This window comes from Bordetella muralis, from assembly GCF_965139205.1.
In the GTDB taxonomy this organism is placed as follows: domain Bacteria; phylum Pseudomonadota; class Gammaproteobacteria; order Burkholderiales; family Burkholderiaceae_B; genus Bordetella_A; species Bordetella_A muralis.
Genome location: NZ_CBCSIU010000001.1, coordinates 704386 through 726109, shown reverse-complemented (window position 1 = coordinate 726109; position 21724 = coordinate 704386). Strand labels below are relative to the sequence as shown.

Below are 21724 nucleotides of genomic sequence, written 5' to 3'. Positions count from 1 at the left end.
TCAACCCCAACGAAAGAGGGGAAGCTGCAGTTGCAACGCCCACCAGAACACGACAATTGCGATCAATGACATCAGTACCGACAGTACGAGGGCTTGTTTGACAGTATTCTTGCGATCGCCCAACGCAGAGATGAATACGATGGCGAACGTGGCGGGCAGCAGGCCGCCGTATTCTCCCAATAGCAAAAACGCCAAGATGCCGAGCACGATGCAGACGCCACCGCGCAGATCCGGCAGCCCATGTCCGTGTCCTTCGCCAGGCACACTTTCACTGGGTTGGCCCGAGCGCGCGGAAAGCGCGATGAGCAGCCCCGTGATAGCCAACAAACCTCCCAAGGCCGCGGGGAAAAATCCCGGCCCCATATGGCTGAGAGACCCGACGTGATAATCGGTCCCTGCGTATATCGCTCCTAATCCGACTAGCACCATCAAGGCGCCGCCGTAATAGTCTTTTCTATTTACTGCCTTCTGCACGCTATCCTCCAGAAAACCGCGTCGTATTGGCCTCGACGCTGCGTTCGATTCGAACGCAGCTTGGGTTTTAATGACGGTTCGGCGCACAGATTACGGAGGCAAGCTGTTGATCCGCTTTCTGTGCGCTGTCGGTTTCCTGAATTCCAGGGTATTCCCTGAGGGATTGCAGGGTCAGGCTGGCTGGCAGCGGCTGATCAACCGTCTGCTGACTTGACAGCCGACAGCATGTATCCCAGGCCACGCACAGTGACGATGCACACATCGCTGCCGGCCAGTTTCTTGCGCAGGCGGTGCAAAATCACTTCGATGGCATCAGGGCTGGCATCGCTGTCGTGAGAAAAGACTTTCTCGAATAGCTGATTTTTCTCGACCGGATATCCGACGCGTATCAAGAGCGCGGCCAGGGTAGCGTGTTCTCGCGGAGTGAGCATCAGCATTGAGCCATCCAGCGTAAAGAGATGGCTTTCGCTGTCGTAGCTGAGCGAACCGCACTGCAGCCTCGGGTGATCGCGGCCCCGGCTGCGCCGTACCAGTGCGGTCAAGCGGGCCTCCAGTTCTTCGAGGGCAAAAGGCTTTGTCAGGAAATCGTCAGCGCCCATATTCAAGCCGCGTACTCGATCTTGCAGTGACCCTTGCGCGGTCAACACCAATACGGGCGTACGGTCATCACGCTCACGCATGTCGCGCAGCACGTGGAGTCCGTGCTTGTCAGGCAAACGTAAGTCCAGAACAACTGCATCGTAGTCACTGCCCACCATATAGCCTTCGGCATTACGGGCATCGGCGGCGTGATCAGAAACAAAACCACTCTGTGCGAGAGCGCGACGCAGCCAGAGGGCCATGTCGACTTCATCTTCAACTAGCAAAATGCGCATGGTATTCAGAATCACCAAGCAGGTATTAAGCATGACACCGTCACCATAGAACGGGGCATTGTCATGTGTCCACGGGAGTCGCGAGCCCTGTGAGCAGCGCAGACTGTATGGCTAAACCTGGAGGTGTGTCAAACGCCGGTCTGCTTTATTTGCCTGCTTGCGTCGCATTGCCGCGCCGCTCTCGCGGCAGGCAAACCAGAACGAGCAGCGAACATGCGCCGGCACAAATGAACGCATAGTCATAGCGCCCGCTGACGGCAACAAATGCCGCAAAAAGCGTGGGCGCCACCATGTTCATCAAGTTCACTAGAATGCTGGAGCCGGCTGACGTTTCCGAGATCATCTGTGGTGGTGAGCGCCGTGCGACTTCGGCGATTTGTACGCCATTCCAACTGGCCGCCGAGCATCCTGCGACAAACGCCAGGGCAATCACAGACCAGAGCGGCCAGTCAGCACTGGTCAATCCCAGCAGTGCAGTGGTCACTGCAGAAAAAACCGCCGCAATCGTCAAGGTGATATTGGCCGAGCGCAAATAATCCGATAGCCAGCCCAGTACGATGCGGCCGATGACGCCGCCCGCCTGCATGATGGCAAAGACCATTCCGGCCAAGGCTAGTGGATAGCCGAGCTGGTCTACAAGATAAATGACGGTGAACGTGAACCAACAGCTCTGAGCGATGGCAAACAGGCTGCCCACAACGGATATTTTCATCAGGCCGCTGTTGTGCCGTAAAGAGGCCAGCGGCACAGTGAGTGTGCGTAGGGACGCCAGTGTCGGGAAATGAAAAAAGTGATCCTTCTTGTCCGGTGTCTCGTCCAGACTGGCGCTCAAACGCCAGGTCATCATGGTCGGCAGCAATACGATGAGCGCGCAAAAGAAGAGAGCAATGCGCCAGCCCGTCAGCACGACCAGCAGTGGAACGAGCAGACCCGCGATCACACCGCCCAGAGGGACGCCCGCCTGTTTGATGGAGAACATCAAGTTGCGTTTGCCGGGAGGAGAATACTTTTGCAGGACTTCGCTGCCTGCGGGATTGGCCGCGCCGCCGCTCAATCCCATGAACAAACATGCTATCAGCGCAATGGCAAGACTAGGTATCAATAGCCATGCCATACACGCGGCCCCGATCAACAAAGTCAATTGCAGCGTACGCATGCCGCCGATTTGCTTGAGCATGGCGGAGCCCGCGACCAGGATCATCAAGCCACCCAGGGAATTGCTGGCAGTCAGATAACCGATTGTGCTGCCGCTCCAGCCAAAGTCCTCGGACATGGCCGGGGCCAGGATGGGAATGAGCCGATTTAAAAACGCCGAGATGGTTTGTAGCGTGAAAATTGCCACGATGGGCATTAGCCATGTCGGTGCTGCTCGATTCATTGCGTCTACTGAGTTGTTTTTCTGAAGCTGTGGCAAAGCGAGCATAGTCGCCGCCATCGGCGGAATGCCTTCTCCTTCCCCTTGATGATACTCCCACTCGCAGGCGGCTGCAGGTGCGGCGTATATGGACGCGTCTGTGCAGCCGTTTGCGATGATCCGCTCCCGGCGTTGATTTACTCCAGATCGGGATGTCTATCTGTCAGCCGTTGGCGCCGCGCTTTCAGCGTTTCGATCTGCTGCTCCAGGACTTCGATTTCTGCGTCGACGTCTTGCACCGTTTGCTCGATATGATCGAGTGCTTGTTGCAACAGGGCTTTGGCTTCGCGCCGATTGGATGCGTTGGGTGTGTCGCCGCGCAATGGCCGGTTGGCCGTCTCTGGCAGATAGAGCGAGGTGATCAAACCGATCACCGAGGCAATCATCAGATAGACCGCCGGCACCATGAGGTTGCCCGTTGTCTCTACCAGCCAGGCTGCGGCGGTCGGCGTCAAGCCAGCAATGATGATCGCGATGTTGAACGAACTGGCCAACGCGCTATAGCGGATACGGGTGGGAAATAGCGCCGGCAAGGTCGATGCCATCACGCCAATCAAGCAGTTGAGAAATATCGCGATCAACAGCAGGCCGAGGAAAATCAGGCCGATGTTATCGCTGCCAATGAGATGGAAGGCCGGCAGCGCAATCACAAACAGGCCCAGGCTGCCAACGAGCAAAAATGGTTTACGGCCTATCTTGTCACTGAAAAAACCCACGACAGGCTGCACGAACAGCATCCCTATCATGACCACGACGATGATGAGTACGCCATGGTCCTCGGAGTAGCCGAGGCTGCTGGACAAATAGGTCGGCATATAGGTCAGCAGCATGTAATAGGTGATGTTGGTGACCAGCACCATGCCGATGCAGACCAGCAGTGCCTTACGGTATTTGGAGAAGATTTCGCGAAAAGAGATGGTCGGCTTTTCTTTCAGTGCCTCGCGGTCTTCTTGCTCCATTTTTTCCAGTTGCTGGGTGAACGCGGGCGTTTCTTCTGCGGCGTGGCGCAGATAAAGGCCAAGCAGTCCCAAAGGACCTGCGATGAAGAAAGGCACGCGCCAGCCCCATTCCAGGAACGTTTCGTCGCCCAGGATCGTCTGCAGCAACACAACGAGGCCAGCACCTAATACAAAGCCCGCGATCGAACCAAAGTCCAGCCAACTGCCAAGGAATCCGCGTCGCCGGTCCGGCGCATATTCGGCCACAAAGACTGCAGCGCCTGTGTATTCGCCACCGACGGAAAACCCCTGAGCGAGCTTGCACAGCAGCAGCAGGATGGGTGCCCACAGGCCGATGCTCGCATAGGATGGGATCAATCCAATGCAGAACGTGCTGATCGCCATGATGATGATGGTGAGCGAGAGCACTTTTTGCCGCCCGAATCGGTCTCCCATCACGCCGAAGAAAACGCCGCCTAAAGGCCGCACCAGAAATGGCACGGAAAACGTGCCAAGCGCAGCGATGGTCTGTACCGCGGGGGATGCGTCGGGAAAAAATACTTTGCCCAATGCAAAGGCGACAAAACCATAGACGCCAAAATCGAACCACTCCATGGCATTGCCCAGAGCAGCGGCCGTGACGGCCTTTTTAAGCTTGCTATCGTCGATGACGGTGATGTCGTCAATCTGAAGAGGCCGGACTTCTGGTGACGCAGGAACGGATTGAGTCATGTCTGCTTCCTGTAGCTGGCTAGGAATAGCGATGTATGCGTGCTTGCCTTACTCAACGTAAAAATTCTACTTCTGATCCTGTGTCATGAGCGGAGAATTCGCGCTATTGCGTTCTTTTCAGCCAACCCGGCTCGATAATTGGCTGGCGGCGCGCCGTACCGCTGTCACATGAGCTGGGTTGTAGCGATGGACAGGAACGGTCAGTGTCACGGCGGCAGCGAGGGTGCCTGCCGCTGAAAACACAGGGGCGGATATGCCCGCGACCTCGGAGAGGCGATCGCCTATCGCGGCAAAATAGCCGTCGCTGCGGATCTTTCGGTACAGCTCCTGGTCCGGGCCGGGGGCGTTACCGAGAATGTCGTCGAAGGCAGTCAGGATACGGCCGCCACTGCCTCGATCCAGAGGCAGCAAATCGCCCGCCCGAATGTGATCCCGCACAGGGTGGGGAGAGTCAACGCGATACAGGCATAACCGTGCATCGCCTTGACGCACGTGGTAGGCAGCGCTTTCCCCTGTGGTGGCGACTAACTCGCGCAGCACCGGGATGACAACACGCTCCAGTGAGAAAGATGCCGAGTAGATACCGTGCAATCTCGCGACCTCGGGGCCGAGGGCGTACCGTCCGTCTTCGAGGCGTTGAATCCATTGCGCGTGTTCCAGCGATGCCAAGAGCCTCAATACCGTGCTTTTGTATAGCCTGGTCCGTTCTGCGAGCTCACGCAGGGATAACGCATGGTCGCTGCTGGTGAACACCGACATCAGGCTGAGCGCACGATCAACCGCAGCGACACCGCCTTGGGCTGCATCGGCGTCAGCGATGGATTCCGTCACAGCTTTGCGGGGCATTTTGTGTTCCGTCAATTCAGAGTTCGAGGATTCTATCTTATAGAACGTCTGGGATCTTTGTTCGAATTTATCAGCGCCCGTATGGGGCTCACCCCGGGAAAATCGGGGCGGTTGACACGGGGCGAGGCTTGTATTTTAATTTCATACAAGAGAATGATGTTCTATCATTTAGAATTTTACAAGAGAGACGTATATGCCGAGTCTGCCCCCTCAGCCCGAGGTCTTGATTAGCGAAGTCGGCCCGCGTGATGGATTGCAGTCAGTCAAGGCCACCATGCCGACGGCAGACAAGTTCAAGTGGATCGATGCGTTGGTGGCGGCTGGCATTCGGGAAATCGAGGTGGCTTCGTTTGTGCCTACCCGTTTGCTGCCTCAAATGGCGGACGCAGCAGAGGTCGTGACGTATGCGACCAGGGCGCACCCGGGTGTCACCATCATGGCGTTGGTGCCGAACCTGCGCGGCGCACAAGCCGCGTTGGAAGCAGGCGTGCACAAGCTGACCATGCCCGTATCGGCGAGCCATGCCCACTCGCTCGCGAATGTGCGCAAGACACCGCAGGAAATGGTGCAAGAGGTGCAAGCCATCGCACGTTTGCGCGATGAGCTCGCGCCGTCCGTCAAACTCGAGGCCGGCATATCCACCGCGTTCGGATGCACATTGCAGGGTGAAGTGCCCGAGGATGATGTCATCAAGCTCGCGGTCATGTGTGTACAGGCTGGTGCGGATGAATCGGGCTTGTCGGACACGGTGGGTTATGCGAATCCCGCACAAGTACGCCGCCTGTTTCGGCGGTTGCGGCAAGAGTTGGGCGAGCACGCTGGCGCTGCACACATGCACAACACTCGGGGACTGGGTTTGGCTAATTGCCTCGCGGCATGGGACGAGGGCGTGCGCACGTTCGATAGCTCATTGGGTGGACTGGGCGGTTGTCCTTATGCGCCAGGCGCCTCTGGCAATGTGGTGACCGAAGATCTCGTCTTCATGTTTGAAGCAATGGGTGTGCCCACCGGCGTCGATATCGAAAAGCTCGTCGCTGCACGTGCGCCGCTCGCTGCAGGGCTACCGGGCGAGGCGTTGTATGGAATGACGCCGGACGCGGGCTTGCCGAAAGGCTTTGCTCAACACGCCTAGCATCGGCGGGATTTCCAGGCCCTTTTTCTCAACATAGGTTGCAAACCCATGTCTAACAACACCGCGTCCCGTCTTCCGTACGAAGGCATCCGCGTTATCGAATTCACCCATATGGTCATGGGGCCCACCTGCGGTATGTTGCTGGCGGATCTCGGGGCGGAGGTGATCAAGGTCGAACCGCTGGGCGGCGATTCCACGCGCAGGCTACTGGGATCGGGCGCAGGTTTCTTTCCGATGTTCAATCGGAACAAGAAAAGCATTGTGCTGGATCTCAAACAGCCTGAAGGCATAGAGGCCGCATTGCGCTTGATCGATTCTGCCGACATCGTCAGCGAGAACTTCAAGTCAGGCGTCATGGAGAAGCTCGGCTTGGGATATGCCGCGCTCAAAGCACGAAACCCCAAAATCATTTACGTCAGTCATAAAGGCTTTTTGCCCGGCCCCTATGAGCATCGCACGGCCTTGGACGAGGTCGTGCAGATGATGGGGGGGCTGGCTTATATGACAGGGCGTTCGGGCGACCCATTGCGTGCCGGCACGAGCGTCAACGACATCATGGGCGGCATGTTTGGCGCGATGGGCGCCATGGCGGCACTGGCTCAGCGCGCAGTCACGGGCGAGGGCATGGAGGTGCAGACCTCGCTATTCGAGAACAACGTCTTTCTCGTCGGACAGCACATGATGCAGTACGCCGTGACCGGCCGTGCAGCAGCACCCATGCCCAGCCGGATTTCGGCGTGGGCTATCTACGACGTGTTCACCGTCAAGAACGGCGAGCAGATTTTTCTCGCCGTGGTCAGCGACAAGCAATGGGAAATATTCTGCCGGGCCTTTGGCCTATCCGAATGGTTTGCGGACCCGCGGCTCAAGACAAACAATGATCGCGTGCAGGCCAGGGACTGGCTGATGCCCATGCTGCGGGCCCATCTCGCGGATACGCCTGCGGCGGAATTGGCCGCGGTATTTGAAAAAGAGGGCTTGCCATACGCGCCGATCACCCGCCCGGAGCAATTGTTTGATGATCCTCATCTGTTGGCGACCGGGGGGCTGGCTCCAATCATGTTACCTGGCGGGAAACCCTCGCACGTCCCGCTGACGCCGATGGCATTCAATGGTGTACAGCCGCCGTTGCGTACGCAACCGCCTGAGGTCGGGGAACATACCGACCCGCTATTGCGCGAAGCCGGATATTCCGACGAAGAGATTCAAAGTTTGAAGGCCAGGAATATCACTGAAGGATGCCATCCGCAGTGAGCTGCAGGGCCATTTACAAAAGCGCTTGCACAAGCGTTGAATAAAGAGACAGGAAAATGAATTATCGCTTGAAAACTTCGATCACCTGCCGCCGAGCATTGTCACGCGGATTGTTTGTGTTATCGCTTGGTCTGTTGTTCGGTCATGCCCATGCGGCCGATAGCGCGGTGGATTGGCCATCGGTACCGGTTCGGCTTGTTGTGCCCTATGCTCCCGGAGGAACTACTGACTATGCCGCCAGACAAGTCGCGCAGAAACTATCCGAAGCTACGGGAAAGACTTTCATCGTCGAAAACAAATCCGGCGCATCCGGCACTATTGCTACTCAGGATGTAGTTCGCTCCAAGCCGGATGGGAGTTCTTTTTTGGTGACCGATACGACGTATGCCATGTTGCCGTTGTCGTTTGCGAAACTGCCGTGGGACTACGAGCACGATTTGATTCACGTGGCTGAGATCATCGAGACCCCGCTGGTATTGGTTGTCCCAGAAAAATCGCCGTTCAGGACTCTGGCGGATCTGATCGCACATGCGAAGAAAAACCCGGGCGCGCTGAATTTCGGCTCGGGCGGGCCAGCGAGTTCCACGCATCTTGCTGCCGAGATGTTTGCTTCGGAAGCCAGTATCAAGATGTCCCATATCCCGTACCGTGGCGCTGGTGCTGCCTTGGCCGATGTGATGGCTGGTCAGATTGACCTCCTGGTGACGGCTGCGCCAACCGCTATTCCGCCGGTGCAGGGCGGGCGCGTGCGGGCGCTCGCGGTCAGTGGCGATCAGCGTCTGGAGTCTTTGCCGGAGGTCCCGACATTCGCGCAAGCGGGACTGCCTTCGTATCAGGTCATCAATTGGTTTGGCTTGGCCGCGCCAAAGGGTACCCCCGAGCCGATCATCGAGAAAATGAACAGCCTGGTTAATGAGGTAATGGGCGATGCGAAGATGCAGCAATTGATGGCTCGGCAGGGAGCCGGACACCGCTCGGTGGCGGTCAAGCCATTCGGCGAGTATGTTCAGCAGCAAGTGACTTTCTGGACAGACATCGGACGGCGTGTCGGCATCAAACCCGAGTGAGGAACCGGCCATGTGGAATCTGTCTTTTTCGCCGCCGATTGTCATTGAAGCCAACGTCATCGCCTCCATGCCTCGGGAATTGCGTTTGCCGCGCCGCAGTGCGTGGGCGGACGCGAACAAGGCCGGACATATTGTCGACTGCTTTCTGGAGGGGCCTGTCTTTGACAAGACGGGAGCGTTGTATGTGACCGATATCCCTCATGGCCGCATATTCCGGGTTGACGGCGCGGATAGCTGGCATCTCGTTGCCGAAACCGACGGATGGCCGAATGGCCTGGCGCTGCATGACGACGGCAGCCTGTGGGTGGCAGACTATCGCAGAGGAATTCTGCGTTGCGATCCCGCGACCGGATCTGTCACGACAGTGCTGGGCCACCGCAATAGCGAGTCGTTCAAGGGCGTCAACGACCTGGTGTTTGATCGCGAGGGACGACTGTACTTCACTGATCAAGGACAGACCGGTTTGCATGACCCCCAAGGTCGAGTCTATCGATACGACGAGCGTAGTGGACGGCTGGACCTCCTGCTCAGTAATGCGCCCAGCCCTAACGGCATCGCATTGGACGCCGCACAAAAAGTGTTGTTCGTCGCCGTGACGCGCGCCAATCAGGTGTGGCGGGCTCCGATTCTGGATGACGGTTCGATCAGCAAAATGGGTGCTTTCCAGACATTCTTCGGCACCAGCGGACCGGACGGACTGGCGACATTGCCGAGCGGCGAATTGCTGGTTGCACATGCGAGTCTAGGCGGTGTGTTTGTCCTGAACTCGCGTGGCGAGATTACGCATTATCTGAAAAGCCCGATCGATGGCAGCACCGTGACTAACGTTGCCGTGTGCCCCGGCGGCAAGCGCGTGGTGTTCACGGAGTCTGCCTCGGGGTCGATTCTGCAGGCTGAGTTGTCATAGGAGCAACATCGTCGCTCCTTCTTTCCCATTACGACTGCCCGAGCAGTGAGGAAAGCAACCGCCGGGTCACAGGCTCGGCTCGCCGCGCAGGGTCAAAAGTCAATCTTGCGGCGTTTGGGAGACTAAGGTGCAAACCGCGTAAATACATAGTCTCGATCCTTGGCGGCCCGTGCCTCGTGGCAGGCGAAGCAGGTCTGATGTTGCGCGGCATCTGTTGGAACGCCTCCGATGAAACGTCCAAATCCCCAACCGCCCGTCGATGCATAGCGTTTCGAGTCTTTCACCATGATCTGAACCGTCGTCGCCTGACCTGGTACAGTGGCTGAGGCAAACTCGGGAGATTGCTTGCGTTTGTAGGCGAGCTTGACCAATATCGAACCGTCGGGAAACGGCCCCTTCAGGTCTTGAATGGCTTTGACTGCTGCCGGGTTGCCCAGCACGACACGTAGCTCATCCAGTGGCGCGGCCTCCTCTGCGGGGGCGATGAGTTGCCAATTACGATAGCCCTCTGGAATAGACACACCGAAGATCGGTGAAACGGCTTGTGTCGTGAGCTCCGCCGCCGATGCAGAGCCTGCAGCGGCACACAGCATGAGTGCGGCCGACAAGAACATCCGTGCACGATGAACGCGTTGCATGTCGTGATCCTTGCTCCAGGTGTTTTACAGACGGGTGACGTCGATGATCGCTTGGGCAAAGTCTTTAGGAGCCTCTTGGGGCAGGTTGTGCCCAATGCCGCCATTGACGTTGCGATGCTGGTATTTGCCGGTGAATTTTTTCGCATAGGCTGCCGGCTGGGGATGCGGCGCGCCGTTGGCGTCACCTTCCATCGTGACTGATGGGATGGTGATGACCGGTCCTTTTGCGAGTTGCTGTTCCAGGTCGTCGTAGCGCGATTCGCCTTGTGCCAGACCCAGGCGCCAGCGATAGTTATGAATCACGATCGCAACGTGATCAGGATTCTGGAAAGATTGGGCAGTACGGTTAAAAGTCGCGTCGTCGAAATTCCAATGAGGCGAAGCGAGTTTCCAGATGAGCTTGTTGAACGAATCACGGTTTGCATCGTAGCCGGCCTGGCCACGCTCGGTGGCAAAGTAGAACTGATACCACCACGCCAATTCTGCTTCGGGGGGCAGGGGCGCTTTGTTGGCAGCCTGACTGCCGATCAGATAGCCGCTGACCGACACCATGCCGGTGAATCGCTTCGGCCAAAGCGCCGCCATGATGTTGACGGTGCGCGCACCCCAGTCGAATCCGCCCAGGACGGCGGTCTCGATTTTCAACGCATCCAGCAATCCGATCAGATCCATCGCGAACACCGCTTGCTGGCCATTGCGGACAGTATCCGCCGACAGGAACGTGGTCGAACCCGAGCCGCGCAGGTAGGGCACGATGACGCGATAGCCTGCAGCCACGAGCCGAGGGGTGACTTCGGCAAAGCTATAAATGTCGTAGGGCCAGCCATGCACCAAGAGGGCGACAGGACCATTGCGCGGACCTGCATCCACGTACCCGATATTCAGGGGACCTACCTGGATCTGCTTGATCTCGTCGAACTTTGCAAACGGTTGACTCGCGGCTGCGCCGGCTTTGGCGATCGATGTTTGTGCGTGGGCCAGACCGCTCATGGTCAATTCCATGAGGCCCAGACCGGCCACGGTGGTCTGGATCAGGCGACGGCGGCGGGTATTGATGGGTTCCGACATGACTTTCACTCCTCAAAAGTTGGTAGGAGTATTGAAAGCCTTGGTTGTATCTGCCTTGTGTCGCGTCCGAACAGGCTGAGAGACGTTGAGTATCTGTGTAGAGAAACAGATACAGTGTGGTACATAGCCGCTGAATGAACCGCCCTCAGATGGAGTCCTAGCCATTCAGAGGAAAGCGCGTATTCTCAAATATCGACGGTGGCGCGGNCATGGACCGCAGCCGGGGTGGCGGCCCATGTCCCTTCATACTGACCGATCCGTCTTATTTTTTCATGGCCTCGTCGGCGCATTGCGCATCGAGATGTCCACCGGGCGCGCCAGCTACGCCAATAGCGCCGATGACTTCATCGCCTTGCTTGAGCGGCACGCCACCGCCCAATAACAAGAATCCCGGAATGTCTTTCAGGTTGGCCGCGCCCGGGTTCTTCTGTGAGTTTTCCATCATGGCCAGCGTGGGCTGCTTGGCCGATGCCGATGTGAACGCTTTGGCGCGGCTCGCATCGATCGTGTGCGGACCGGCTTTGTCGGCGCGCGCAAAGGCTTGCAATTGGCCGCTGCCATCGACGACGGCGGCGCTCACGGCGTAACCTTTGGCCTGGCAGACGGCAACGGTGTCGGCGGCGAGTTTCTGGGCATCTGCCAGCGCGAGCTTGTGTGTGGTGACGACGGCGGCATTGGCGGCTTGGGACAGGGCTGCGAGGCAGAGCAGGGCGAGGGTTTTGCGGATCATGGTGGAGTCCTTGGTCTGTGTAGTTACGACAAGGACATTGTATTGAGATACGCTGTGCGCCGATATGCGCACGAACACGCTCCAGTCTCCGTAGCGCTACGGAGACTCAGGCGAGCAAAGCGGCATACTGGCGTATCAATTGCGCCAGAGATTGCGCTTCGAGTTTGGTGAAGACATTCGCTCGATAGGTCTCTACGGTGCGGGGCGACAGGCCCAGTTCGCGCGCGATCTGTTTATTGCTGATCCCTTCGACGACACGCCGCAGGACTTCTTCTTCGCGACCCGATAATGTGCCCAGGCGCTCCGTAGCCTCGAGCGTGGCTGCAAGTTTTTCACGGCTGGCGATGTGCTGACGTACAGCAGCCTGTACCGCATCCAGAAACACATCGTCGTCCACCGGCTTTTGCAGGAATTCGACGGCGCCGGTTTTGAATGCACGCCGGCACAGATCGACGTTGGCATGGCCCGTCAGAATGATAGTCGGCAGATCAGAGTGTGCGACGACTTGTTCGAGCACCTGCAGGCCGCTGATGCTGGGCATACGGATATCGAGGACCAGACAGCCGATTGCGTATTGGTGCCCCTGCGCTAGAAAGGCTTGTGGATCGCCAAACCCTTCGCTGCGCAGCCCGACACTCGAGAGCAGCATCGACAGGCCATCGCGTACGGCCTCGTCATCATCCACGATGTATACGAGCGGTGATTGATTCGAGTAGTCGTCCATGGCGTAGTTGCTAGGCTACCTTAGCAGTGAGCTTCGTGTTTCTGAGGCGAGCCAGAAACGCCCGAATCCTGGCGTTCAGAGTACAGTGGCAGTGACAGTGTCGCACAGACGCCGCCCTCTGCGTGGTTCTCAATATGCAGATGCGCGTCCATGGTGCCGGCCAGGGTCTCGCAAAGTGTCAGGCCGAGTCCCATGCCTTGTGCCCGCGTGGTGTAGAACGGATCGAAGATCTTCGGCAGCTTGTCGGCGGGGATTCCAGGACCGTTGTCGCGCACGATGAATTCGTAGCGTGACTCGTGCACACGACCGCGGATATCCAGCACGCGGGGGCCCGCGTGCGTAGCGAGCGCATCCGCGGCATTCTGTACCAGATTGTGCAGAATCTGCTCCAGCGCGACGCGGTCACCCAGCGCGCGTGCACCCGGGGCGTCGTTGGTCCAGCTGATTCGTATCCCGGCTCGCGCCAGTTCGCTTTCACGTAAGAAACGCAGCGACGCGATCAGGTCATCAGGGCTCAGCGCCGAACGTTGAGCGGGTTCTCCACGCGCCATCAAGGCGCGCAGACGTTCGAGTATCTCGGCTGCCCGACGTGCCTGACCGGCTGTCGCCTGCAGGGCTCGGCGCACCTGAGGCTGCTCGTCGGGATCTTCGAGCAAGCGTTGTGCAGCACCGGTTTGCGCCAGGATAGCCGTCAATGGCTGGTTGAGTTCATGAGCTATTCCCGCCGCCATTTCTCCGAGGGTGTTTAGCCGCCCGATTGCGGCCAAGCGCGACTGCTCCCGTTCACGCAAGGCGTAGGCTCGCGCACGTTGCCACAATGTCCAACCGGCAACCAGCGCGGCGCTGGTCAAGGCCCAGGCCAGCCAGGCCATCCACGGCCAAGACGCCGGCGTTAGAATCTGCAAGGTATGCAAGGTAAACGGCTGGCTCGCTGCACCTAGCGGCTTGCTGCGCTGGAGTACCAGACCCATTGGATGCTGCGGTGACGCTGAACCCAGCAGATCGAGTTGCCCGGAAGGTAACGATAAGCTGACGGCACTGAGCGTAAGAGGGATGTCTTCGCGCCCTAGCAATCTCTGTGCACTGAGCAGGATACTCCAACCCGAGGGGTCGACGAGCCAATAAGAGGTGGCCGCATTTCCCGGTAACACGACGGGGTGATCGACCTGACGGGCTTGTGCCAAGGCGCCCGTCATTCCATTCGGCGACGGGGAACTGCCACGCCATGTGTCCTCGTTTAGCCGTCCGATTGCCTCCAACTGCGGCAACGCCGGTTGCAGGCTGGGGAACAGGCGTTCAGGAGCGGGAGGATGCGATAGCGCGGCCAAGGTCGCGAGCACGGCCTCATGCTGCACGGCCTTTTGGCTGAGCATGCGGTGCACGATGCTCGTATCCTGGACGAACCGATCGCGCTGGCTGGCGTAGTCTTGCAAACCAATGCCGACGACGCCGAAAACGAGGAGCAGCAGCCATATCAGGATTGGCCGCATGAGAGATCGGGGCATAGTGCACAGCATTATGGCACTGGATTGCGGGTCTTACACTCCGTAGTGCTACGGAATGGCGGCGTCTCGACTAAGATGCTGTCCACGCATTCATCAGCAGGAGTCCCGTGATGACCCGTCATATTTCCCCGGTGCCGTTAGCCAAAGCGTCGCGCCTGCTCCATCATGGTCCTACGGTCCTCGTATCGGCCCGCCATGAGGGGGTGAGCAATGTCATGGCGGTAGGCTGGGCATGCGCATTGGATTTTGCCCCGCCCAAACTTACTGTGGTCCTGGACAAGATCACCAAAACGCGCCAGTTGGTCGAGCAAAGCGGGATGTTTGTGGTTCAGGTGCCGACGGTGGCGCAGTTGCGCCTGACTCATGAGGTCGGCAATCGGAGTCTGACCAACGATCCCGACAAACTGGCCGAGATCGGCGTAGAACTGTTTCGTATGGACGGCTATGGCGATTTGCCTTTCGTGCAGAGTTGCTCGGCATGGATGGCGTGCAAGCTCATTGCCGAACCACATAATCAGCAGACCTACGATCTGTTCATCGGCGAGATTGTGGGCGCCTGGGCGGATGAGCGCGTATTCAAGGATGGCCATTGGCATTTTGAATCTGCAGATCCTGCATGGCGCAGTTTGCACTACATCGCGGGCGGGCAGTTCTATGCCACAGGGGAGTCCATGGTCTACGAAGAGGAGTCCTGATCGCTGTGGAGAATTATGTCTACGTGCTGGCCGTTGCGCTGATTGCCGGTGCGTTCAGCGGCGTGGTGGGCACGGGATCGTCTCTCATGCTGTTGCCGGTATTGGTGCAGTCGTATGGACCCAAGGCCGCCATGCCGATCATGGCGATGGCAGCCATCATGGGCAATCTGTCGCGTGTCATGGTCTGGTTCAAGCAGATCGACTGGCGGGCAACGTTCGCCTATGGTCTGCCCGGTATTCCCGCTGCCGCCTTGGGCGCGCATACGCTGTTAGCCCTGCCGGCGTGGGTGATCGACGCGACCCTCGGGTTTTTCTTCTGGTGCATGATCCCGATTCGGCACAAGCTGCGGCAATTGCAGTACCAAATGTCGTTGTTTCAGTTGGGGGTATGCGGTGTCGTCATCGGATTTTTGACAGGACTGGTGCTTTCTACCGGGCCCTTGAGTATCCCGGCATTCACTGCTTACGGGCTTAGCGGCGGGGCATTTCTGGGAACGGATGGCGCCACATCGGTGCTGTTGTATGTCAGCAAAGTCAGCACCTTTTTTGCTCAGGATGCGTTGTCGATGCAGACGGCCCTGCAGGGTTTGTTGGTCGGCGCCGGCATCATGCTCGGCACTTTTGCCAGCAAACCGCTGGTGCTACGACTCTCGTCAAACGTCTTTGCTTTGATGGTCGATATGTTGCTTTTCGTCTCCGGAGCTGCGTTGCTCTACAGTGCGTGGTCGCATGGGTGACACCATGCGACCACGCAGGTGCGTCAGAGGGAAAGGCCCCGGAACGCAGGCTAGTCAAAGGAATGCCGTTGTCTGACGTCCGGGGCATTACTGGTGTCAGTCCGTGGACAACACGCCACGGCGCACTTGGTCCCGTTCAATGGATTCGAACAGCGCTTTGAAGTTGCCTTCGCCGAAACCGCTGTCACCCTTGCGCTGGATGAATTCAAAAAACACCGGGCCCAGCAGCGTCTCGGAGAAAATCTGGAGCAGCAAACGGCGTTCTCCGCCGTCGGATGTCCCATCCAGCAGGATGCCGCGCGATTGCAGCTCGGCGGTGGGTTCGCCGTGCGCAGGTAGACGGCCTTCCAGCATCTCGTAGTACGTCTCGGGCGGTGCGGTCATGAACCGTGTGCCATGAGCTTTCAGTGCGTCCCAGGTCTTGAGCAGATCGTCGGTCAGAAAGGCAACGTGCTGGATGCCCTCTCCGTTGAACTGCATCAAGAATTCTTCGATCTGGCCGGCGCCTTTGGAGGACTCTTCGTTCAGGGGGATGCGGATCATGCCATCGGGCGCCGTCATGGCTTTTGAGGTCAGGCCGGTATATTCGCCCTTGATGTCGAAGTAACGGATCTCGCGGAAATTGAAGAGTTTTTCGTAGAAATCGGCCCAATACGCCATGCGGCCACGATAAACGTTGTGGGTCAGATGGTCGATGATCTTCAGGCCGGCGCCCACAGGGTGGCGGTCTACGCCATCGATGAACACAAAATCGATGTCGTAAATCGACGAGCCTTCTTCGAAACGGTCGATCAAGTAGAGAGGCGCGCCACCAATGCCCTTGATGGCAGGCAGGCGCAGTTCCATGAAACCGGTATGGATCTCGACAGGTTGCGCACCGAGTTCCAGGGCGCGCTTGTGAGCCTCTTGCGCGTTGCGCACGCGAAACGCCAGGCCGCATACAGAGGGGCCGTGCTCGGCTGCGAAGTAGGCCGCGGGGCTGTGAGGCTCGTTATTGACGATGGCGTTGATGTCGCCTTGGCGAAACAGAGAGACTGCTTTGGAACGGTGGTTCGCGACTTTGGTGAACCCCATGCTTTCGAGCACGGGCTCGATGACGTTGGGCGTGGGCGAGGCGAACTCAATGAACTCAAAACCCATGAGTCCCATGGGATTGTCGAAAAGGTCTGCCATTTTCTGGCTCCTGAATGTGCGAATGGTGAATGTGAAGCTTGCGATGCAGCCAATTCACATTGGGGGCGCACAGGGACGGCCCCGCACGCTGCGTGCCAGGTAGTCGCCAATCAGGAGTTGAAAACCCAGAATTTTCATAATGATAGGGTCAGACGGGATTGTCGCAGAGTTTCCTTGTTCGCGAACGGAAGAAACGCTGCTCTTCAAGAGCATGGCATGCGTGATCCCGCGGCGTCAAGCGAACTCACCTGTTCAGGTGTTTACTATCTCGATCTGACTATACTCCACCTGCGTTATCTCTACTATCAGGTAGCGCTTCTGTGCCTTGCCATGTGCCTGATTCGGCTTCAGATCTTTCAGCTCTATTACTTATCTAAGAAAATTTCCAGTCCATGACTAGCAGCAATCCCCAACCTCAAGCCGTTACCTGTCCGCTCACCCGTAGTGCGATTTTCCTTGTTGCGACGCTGGGCGAGGACAGCCAAGCCGACAAGATTCGTGCCTTGTGCGGAAATCTCGCCGCGTTGGTACGTTCCGTAGGCAAGCGTGTCCCAGATGGCAAGCTGTCCTGTGTGCTGGGATTCAGCGCGCATGCCTGGGACACCTTGTTTGGTCATCCGCGTCCAGCACAGCTGCATCCATTTCGTGAGTTTCAGGCCGACAATCGCCATGCGCCCGCGACACCGGGGGATCTGCTGTTTCATATTCGTGCCGAGCAGATGGATTTATGCTTCGAACTGGAGACGCAGATTCTCAATCAGTTAGGCGCTGCGGTGACCGTGGTGGATGAAGTGCAAGGCTTTCGCTATTTCGATATGCGCAGCATGGTGGGCTTTGTGGACGGCACCGAAAATCCGGAAGGGCAGGACGCCGTGGATTTCGCTTTGATCGGCGATGAGGATCCCGAGTTTGCCAATGGCAGCTATGTCCTCGTGCAGAAATACCTGCATGACATGGCGGGCTGGAATGCACTGCCTGTGGAGACTCAGGAACGCATCATCGGGCGCACCAAGCTATCGGATATCGAGTTGGACGACTCGGTCAAGCCCTCGTCGTCTCATAGTTCGCTGACCACGCTGACCGAGAACGGCGAAGAAGTCAAAATCCTGCGCGAAAACATGCCGTTCGGGCGGCCTGGCGCAGGCGAGTTCGGCACTTATTTTATTGGGTATGCCAAGTCGCCAGCCCCTATTGAGCAAATGCTGGAGAACATGATTGTCGGCCGGCCCGCGGGCAATTACGACCGTCTGCTGGACTTCAGCCGCGCGGTCACGGGCGGGTTGTTCTTTGTGCCTTCGGCAGCATTGTTGGAGGAATTGGAAGAGCGGCAAAAATAAAGGAGACGAACGGTCGTCTCCCTTATGACTGAGCCCGTCGTTATTGACGGGGTTGGTATTTGCGCGTGTCGCTGTTACTTCACTGGATATACCAAGTCATCCGTTAACAGTGCCACGCAACACGCAGCCGAAGCCTGTACGGCCCGCGCGGGATCTGTCGCCATAGCCAACGCTTGTGCGGCAGCTTGTGCCTGCTCGGCGCCGTGGTGGCTTTGCACCCAATTTACCAACAGCGTCGACAACGGCAGGTGCTCGTTGAGCGCCTGCGGCGCCAGACGCTCAACGGCTTGTTGTGCAGCGTCGCTTCCAGTGATGGCGGCAAGTGCATCCGAGCAGCCCTCGGAAAACACGACCTCGTACAGTGCGTCTATGTGCGCCTGCATGCGCGAGGTGTGGACTTGCAGTCCCTCTGCACTGTGCCGCAATGCGGCCGCAGCGGCATAGACGTGACGCCATAGCGGTGCCCACGTGGAAAGCTCAGCCTGCCATTCTCCCATGGCCCGTTCATGAGCCTGCGGCATTGCCGAAAGCAGATTCGCAGCGAGGCCTGGCACGGGCTGTGTCTGTGCCACGGCCTGCATGCAATAGACCGCATTGCGTTTATGCGGCATAGCGCTGGAGGTTCTGCCGCGAGGCGCTTCGGTCAACTCTCCGACCTCGAACTGCGACATCAACGACCAGTCTTTCGCGAGCTTTGCCAGGCTGCCTGCGCAGACAGCCGCTTCCATGGCGAGCCGCATCCACGTATCGCGCTGGGTGTGCCAACTATGGCCGCAAGCCGTCAAACCGAGTTCGGCGGCAAGCGCACGTTCTACACGCTGGCCTTGCTCGCCTAACGTAGCGCGATTGCCGACAGCTCCACCTAGTTGCACACACAGCGCGTGCTCGGACAGGGCGCGTAGTTGTTTGATGCTGCGCTGTATGGCACCGGCGGATTGTGCACATTTCAATCCGAAGCTGGTGACCTGAGCAGGTTGCAGCAGGCTGCGCGCCAGAATCGGCGTGTGCGCATGCGTGCGAGCCAAAGTGCACAAGGCAGTATGTAAGCCGGTCAATTCTTGCAGCAGCGCTGCCAACGCCATCTTGGTCAATAGGGCATGTGCCGTGTCGACGGCATCCTGAGTCGTTGTGCCCCAATGCAAATAGGGCAAAGCATCCTTTGCATGCTGCGCCAGGAATGTCCGTAGCGGATCTACCAATCCTATGCCCAGTGCGCCCGTCCGCTGCGCGCGCTCGATAAAGGCTGAGCGCTCCAGTTCGACGTTGGCGCATGCGTGAGAAATGGCCGCTGCCGCGCTGAGGGGAATGAGCCCGCAAGCCGCTTGCGCGTTGGCCAGCCCCGATTCAAAACGTAGCAGCGCATCGAACCATTGTGTATCAGTAAACAGTGCGGCGCCGCCGTTCGGGGTCAGGCTTTCGTCGATCAGGGATGCCATCATGGCAGGCTGACCCGCGGTCATACGGTGGCGCCAGAGGCGGTCACGACTTTGCCCCATTTGCGGCTTTCTTCCTGGATTCTTGCGTTGTATTCCTTTGCATTGCCCAGCAGCGGCTCGGCGCCTTCGACTTCGAGTTTGGATTGGAACCCGGGCTCGGCGGCGACCTTCAGGATTTCCGCTTCCAGCTGGCGTACCGTCTCGGCCGGTATGGTTTTAGGAGCCAATATCCCGTAGGTCAGGGTGCTGTCGAAGTCCTTCAGCGCCGGGACACCCGATTCAGCCATGGTTGGAACATCGGGCAGCAGTGCCATGCGTTTGGTGCTAGTGATGGCCAGGGCGCGTAGCTTTCCCGATTTGATCATGGGCATGGCGGCCGGAATGACGCTGAAGCTGAAGTCCACCAGACCTGCTGCCACGTCCGCAACTGCTGGCGCTGTGCCTTTGTAGGGAACATGCACGGCTTGCGCGCCCAGCGTCTGCAGGAACATTTCGCCAGTCAGATGGCCCCCTGTGCCGTTGCCGCTGGAGGCATAATCCATATCGGAGTCTTTGTTCGACAGCGCCTCGGCCAATTGCGCGACGCTATGAATAGGAGAACTGGCCGGTACCACCAGCAACAGCGCCGAGGAGGCAAACATCGCGACCGGCTGCAAATCGGTCGACGCATTAAACTTCAGGTTCTTGTACAGCGCCGGGTTGATAGAGATCGTGCCGGTGTGGCCGAGCAAAAAGGTATTACTTTGGGCAGACGCACGCACGACCTGCTCGGTACCCACGTTTCCGCCGGCGCCGGGTTTGTTTTCGACGATCACATCGCGTTTGAATGTCTCGGTCAGGCCATGCGCCAACTGGCGCGCCAGTACATCGTTCCCGCCGCCAGGAGAAAAGGGGACAATGATGCGCATGACTGGCGTGTTCTGGGCCCAGGCGGGCGTCAAGGATATGGCCGCCAGCCCCAGCGCCGTTGCCAGCGCGCGGCGGCGAGAGGGGGAACGCAGGATGGGCGAATGCATGGTGTCTCCTGGATTGGAATAATTGGATTCACTGGTATTGTCGCTGTTGCGGGCCATCTGAATACAGTACGTATTGCTTTCATCAATTAAAAGAAAATGCAGGCTCATGGATATCCGTTACCTACATAATTTTCTGAAAGTCGTCGACTTGGGCTCCATGTCCGAAGCGGCTCGTCAGCTGGATGTGAGCCCGGCTGCGATTGCACAACAGATGCGCACGCTTGAACGCGAGCTGGGCGCGTCGCTGCTGGTGCGGCAAGGCCGCAGCGTGCAACCGACTGCTGCCGGGCAACGCCTGCTGGAGCGAGGCCGCATCCTGGTGCAGGATGCCGATGCCTTGCGGGATTGGGTTGCCACCGACGAGGACGAGGGCGAGTTGCGGCTGGGCACGGTCAATACGGCATTACATAGTTTTTTACCGGATATCCTGCAGTCCTTTGCCAAGCATTACCCAGGTGTGCGCATTGCACTGCGCAGCGCGATTACGCCTGCCTTGTATGGGGCGCTGACGCAATTCGAGCTCGACGCGGCCTTGTGTTTGAAGCTGCCTTTTGAGCTGCCCAAGACGGTGTGCTGGGCATCTCTGCGTCAAGAACCGTTGGTTGTGTTGGCGCACGCGCACGATGCACAACGCGATCCGTTGGAATTACTGCGTACCCAGCCGTTGGTGCGTTACGACCGGCAATTGGCGGGGGGAAGTTTGGCTGATCGCTATTTACAGGCCCAACGAATACAGCCGCATGAGCGGGTGGAGCTGAACTCCATCATGGCCATCGCGCTATTGGTGCAACGCGGACTGGGGGTGGGCTTGGTGCCTGATATCGGCCGGGGTCTGGAGGGGCCGGACCTGTGCAAATTGGCCGTGCCGGCGGTATCGGTACCTGAGGACGGGGCGCCGTTGCCCGCGCGTGAGCTGGGGTTGTTATGGCGTCATCAATCCCCACGGGGACATTGGGTGCAGACGCTGTTGCGGTGTGCGCGGGAAGTGATTGAGGCTTGATGCGTTAATTGATTCAGACGATTCTC

General features: G+C 58.4%; 20 protein-coding genes and 1 pseudogene. 8 read left to right on the top strand and 13 right to left on the bottom strand.

Annotation, left to right across the window (positions count from 1 at the left end; translation table 11 throughout):
- The 5 genes from ACNA0I_RS03330 to ACNA0I_RS03310 form a co-directional block, all read right to left on the bottom strand.
- Positions 1–429 (bottom strand): tripartite tricarboxylate transporter TctB family protein, encoded by a 429-nt coding sequence (locus ACNA0I_RS03330; protein WP_415804835.1) that lies wholly within the window; start codon positions 427–429, stop codon positions 1–3.
- A 239-nt stretch (positions 430–668) separates the two neighbouring features.
- Positions 669–1349, bottom strand: coding sequence for a response regulator (locus ACNA0I_RS03325; RefSeq protein WP_415804834.1), 681 nt, complete (start codon positions 1347–1349; stop codon positions 669–671).
- Between the two features lie 145 nt (positions 1350–1494).
- Complete coding sequence (locus tag ACNA0I_RS03320; protein ID WP_415804624.1) at positions 1495–2727, bottom strand: MFS transporter; 1233 nt, start codon at positions 2725–2727, stop codon at positions 1495–1497.
- A gap of 173 nt (positions 2728–2900) precedes the next feature.
- On the bottom strand, positions 2901–4433 hold the full coding sequence (proP, locus tag ACNA0I_RS03315; protein ID WP_415804623.1) for a glycine betaine/L-proline transporter ProP: 1533 nt from the start codon (positions 4431–4433) through the stop codon (positions 2901–2903).
- A gap of 117 nt (positions 4434–4550) precedes the next feature.
- Entirely contained in the window at positions 4551–5279 is a 729-nt protein-coding gene (locus tag ACNA0I_RS03310) for an IclR family transcriptional regulator (RefSeq protein WP_415804622.1), read from the bottom strand.
- 193 nt (positions 5280–5472) lie between these two features.
- Here ACNA0I_RS03310 and ACNA0I_RS03305 point away from each other — a divergent pair, with 193 nt between their 5' ends.
- From ACNA0I_RS03305 to ACNA0I_RS03290, 4 genes are read left to right on the top strand one after another with little or no spacing between them, the layout of a single operon-like run.
- Positions 5473–6411, top strand: a complete 939-nt coding sequence (locus ACNA0I_RS03305) for a hydroxymethylglutaryl-CoA lyase (RefSeq protein ID WP_415804621.1) — start codon at positions 5473–5475, stop codon at positions 6409–6411.
- A 48-nt stretch (positions 6412–6459) separates the two neighbouring features.
- Positions 6460–7665 (top strand): CaiB/BaiF CoA transferase family protein, encoded by a 1206-nt coding sequence (locus tag ACNA0I_RS03300; RefSeq protein ID WP_415804620.1) that lies wholly within the window; start codon positions 6460–6462, stop codon positions 7663–7665.
- Between the two features lie 56 nt (positions 7666–7721).
- The gene (locus tag ACNA0I_RS03295) at positions 7722–8732 is read left to right on the top strand and encodes a Bug family tripartite tricarboxylate transporter substrate binding protein (protein ID WP_415804619.1); all 1011 of its coding nucleotides are present in this window, start codon (positions 7722–7724) and stop codon (positions 8730–8732) included.
- A gap of 10 nt (positions 8733–8742) precedes the next feature.
- A complete protein-coding gene (locus ACNA0I_RS03290; RefSeq protein WP_415804618.1) occupies positions 8743–9639 on the top strand; it encodes an SMP-30/gluconolactonase/LRE family protein in 897 nt (298 codons plus the stop codon).
- A gap of 122 nt (positions 9640–9761) precedes the next feature.
- On the opposite strand, the gene ACNA0I_RS03285 is transcribed toward ACNA0I_RS03290, so the two are convergent.
- From ACNA0I_RS03285 to ACNA0I_RS03265, 5 genes are all read right to left on the bottom strand, one after another.
- Complete coding sequence (locus ACNA0I_RS03285) at positions 9762–10277, bottom strand: cytochrome P460 family protein (protein ID WP_415804617.1); 516 nt, start codon at positions 10275–10277, stop codon at positions 9762–9764.
- Positions 10278–10301: 24 nt separating this feature from the next.
- Positions 10302–11345 carry an alpha/beta fold hydrolase gene (locus ACNA0I_RS03280; protein WP_415804616.1) on the bottom strand — a complete coding sequence of 348 codons (1044 nt, stop codon included), beginning with the start codon at positions 11343–11345 and terminating at the stop codon, positions 10302–10304.
- A gap of 262 nt (positions 11346–11607) precedes the next feature.
- Positions 11608–12075 (bottom strand): GlcG/HbpS family heme-binding protein, encoded by a 468-nt coding sequence (locus ACNA0I_RS03275; protein WP_415804615.1) that lies wholly within the window; start codon positions 12073–12075, stop codon positions 11608–11610.
- A 106-nt stretch (positions 12076–12181) separates the two neighbouring features.
- Complete coding sequence (locus ACNA0I_RS03270; RefSeq protein WP_415804614.1) at positions 12182–12799, bottom strand: response regulator transcription factor; 618 nt, start codon at positions 12797–12799, stop codon at positions 12182–12184.
- Between the two features lie 20 nt (positions 12800–12819).
- On the bottom strand, positions 12820–14304 hold the full coding sequence (locus tag ACNA0I_RS03265) for a sensor histidine kinase (protein WP_415804613.1): 1485 nt from the start codon (positions 14302–14304) through the stop codon (positions 12820–12822).
- Positions 14305–14414: 110 nt separating this feature from the next.
- Between ACNA0I_RS03265 and ACNA0I_RS03260 the strand changes: the two genes are divergently transcribed.
- On the top strand, positions 14415–14999 hold the full coding sequence (locus ACNA0I_RS03260) for a flavin reductase family protein (protein WP_415804612.1): 585 nt from the start codon (positions 14415–14417) through the stop codon (positions 14997–14999).
- Positions 15000–15004: 5 nt separating this feature from the next.
- A complete protein-coding gene (locus ACNA0I_RS03255; protein WP_415804611.1) occupies positions 15005–15736 on the top strand; it encodes a sulfite exporter TauE/SafE family protein in 732 nt (243 codons plus the stop codon).
- A gap of 96 nt (positions 15737–15832) precedes the next feature.
- Here the strand turns inward: ACNA0I_RS03255 and hppD are convergent, their stop codons facing one another.
- On the bottom strand, positions 15833–16909 hold the full coding sequence (gene hppD, locus ACNA0I_RS03250) for a 4-hydroxyphenylpyruvate dioxygenase (RefSeq protein ID WP_415804610.1): 1077 nt from the start codon (positions 16907–16909) through the stop codon (positions 15833–15835).
- A 392-nt stretch (positions 16910–17301) separates the two neighbouring features.
- Between hppD and ACNA0I_RS03245 the strand changes: the two are divergent.
- Positions 17302–18237: pseudogene (locus ACNA0I_RS03245) on the top strand (Dyp-type peroxidase); the annotation flags it as partial.
- 83 nt (positions 18238–18320) lie between these two features.
- Here the strand turns inward: ACNA0I_RS03245 and ACNA0I_RS03240 are convergent.
- Both ACNA0I_RS03240 and ACNA0I_RS03235 read right to left on the bottom strand, forming a co-directional pair.
- On the bottom strand, positions 18321–19706 hold the full coding sequence (locus ACNA0I_RS03240; protein WP_415804609.1) for a lyase family protein: 1386 nt from the start codon (positions 19704–19706) through the stop codon (positions 18321–18323).
- Positions 19703–20698, bottom strand: coding sequence for a Bug family tripartite tricarboxylate transporter substrate binding protein (locus tag ACNA0I_RS03235; RefSeq protein ID WP_415804608.1), 996 nt, complete (start codon positions 20696–20698; stop codon positions 19703–19705). Before ACNA0I_RS03235 ends, ACNA0I_RS03240 begins: the two co-directional genes overlap by 4 nt.
- 106 nt (positions 20699–20804) lie before the next feature.
- On the opposite strand from ACNA0I_RS03235, the gene ACNA0I_RS03230 reads away from it, so the two are divergent.
- Positions 20805–21698, top strand: a complete 894-nt coding sequence (locus tag ACNA0I_RS03230) for a LysR family transcriptional regulator (protein ID WP_415804607.1) — start codon at positions 20805–20807, stop codon at positions 21696–21698.
- The last annotated feature ends 26 nt before the right edge of the window (positions 21699–21724 follow it).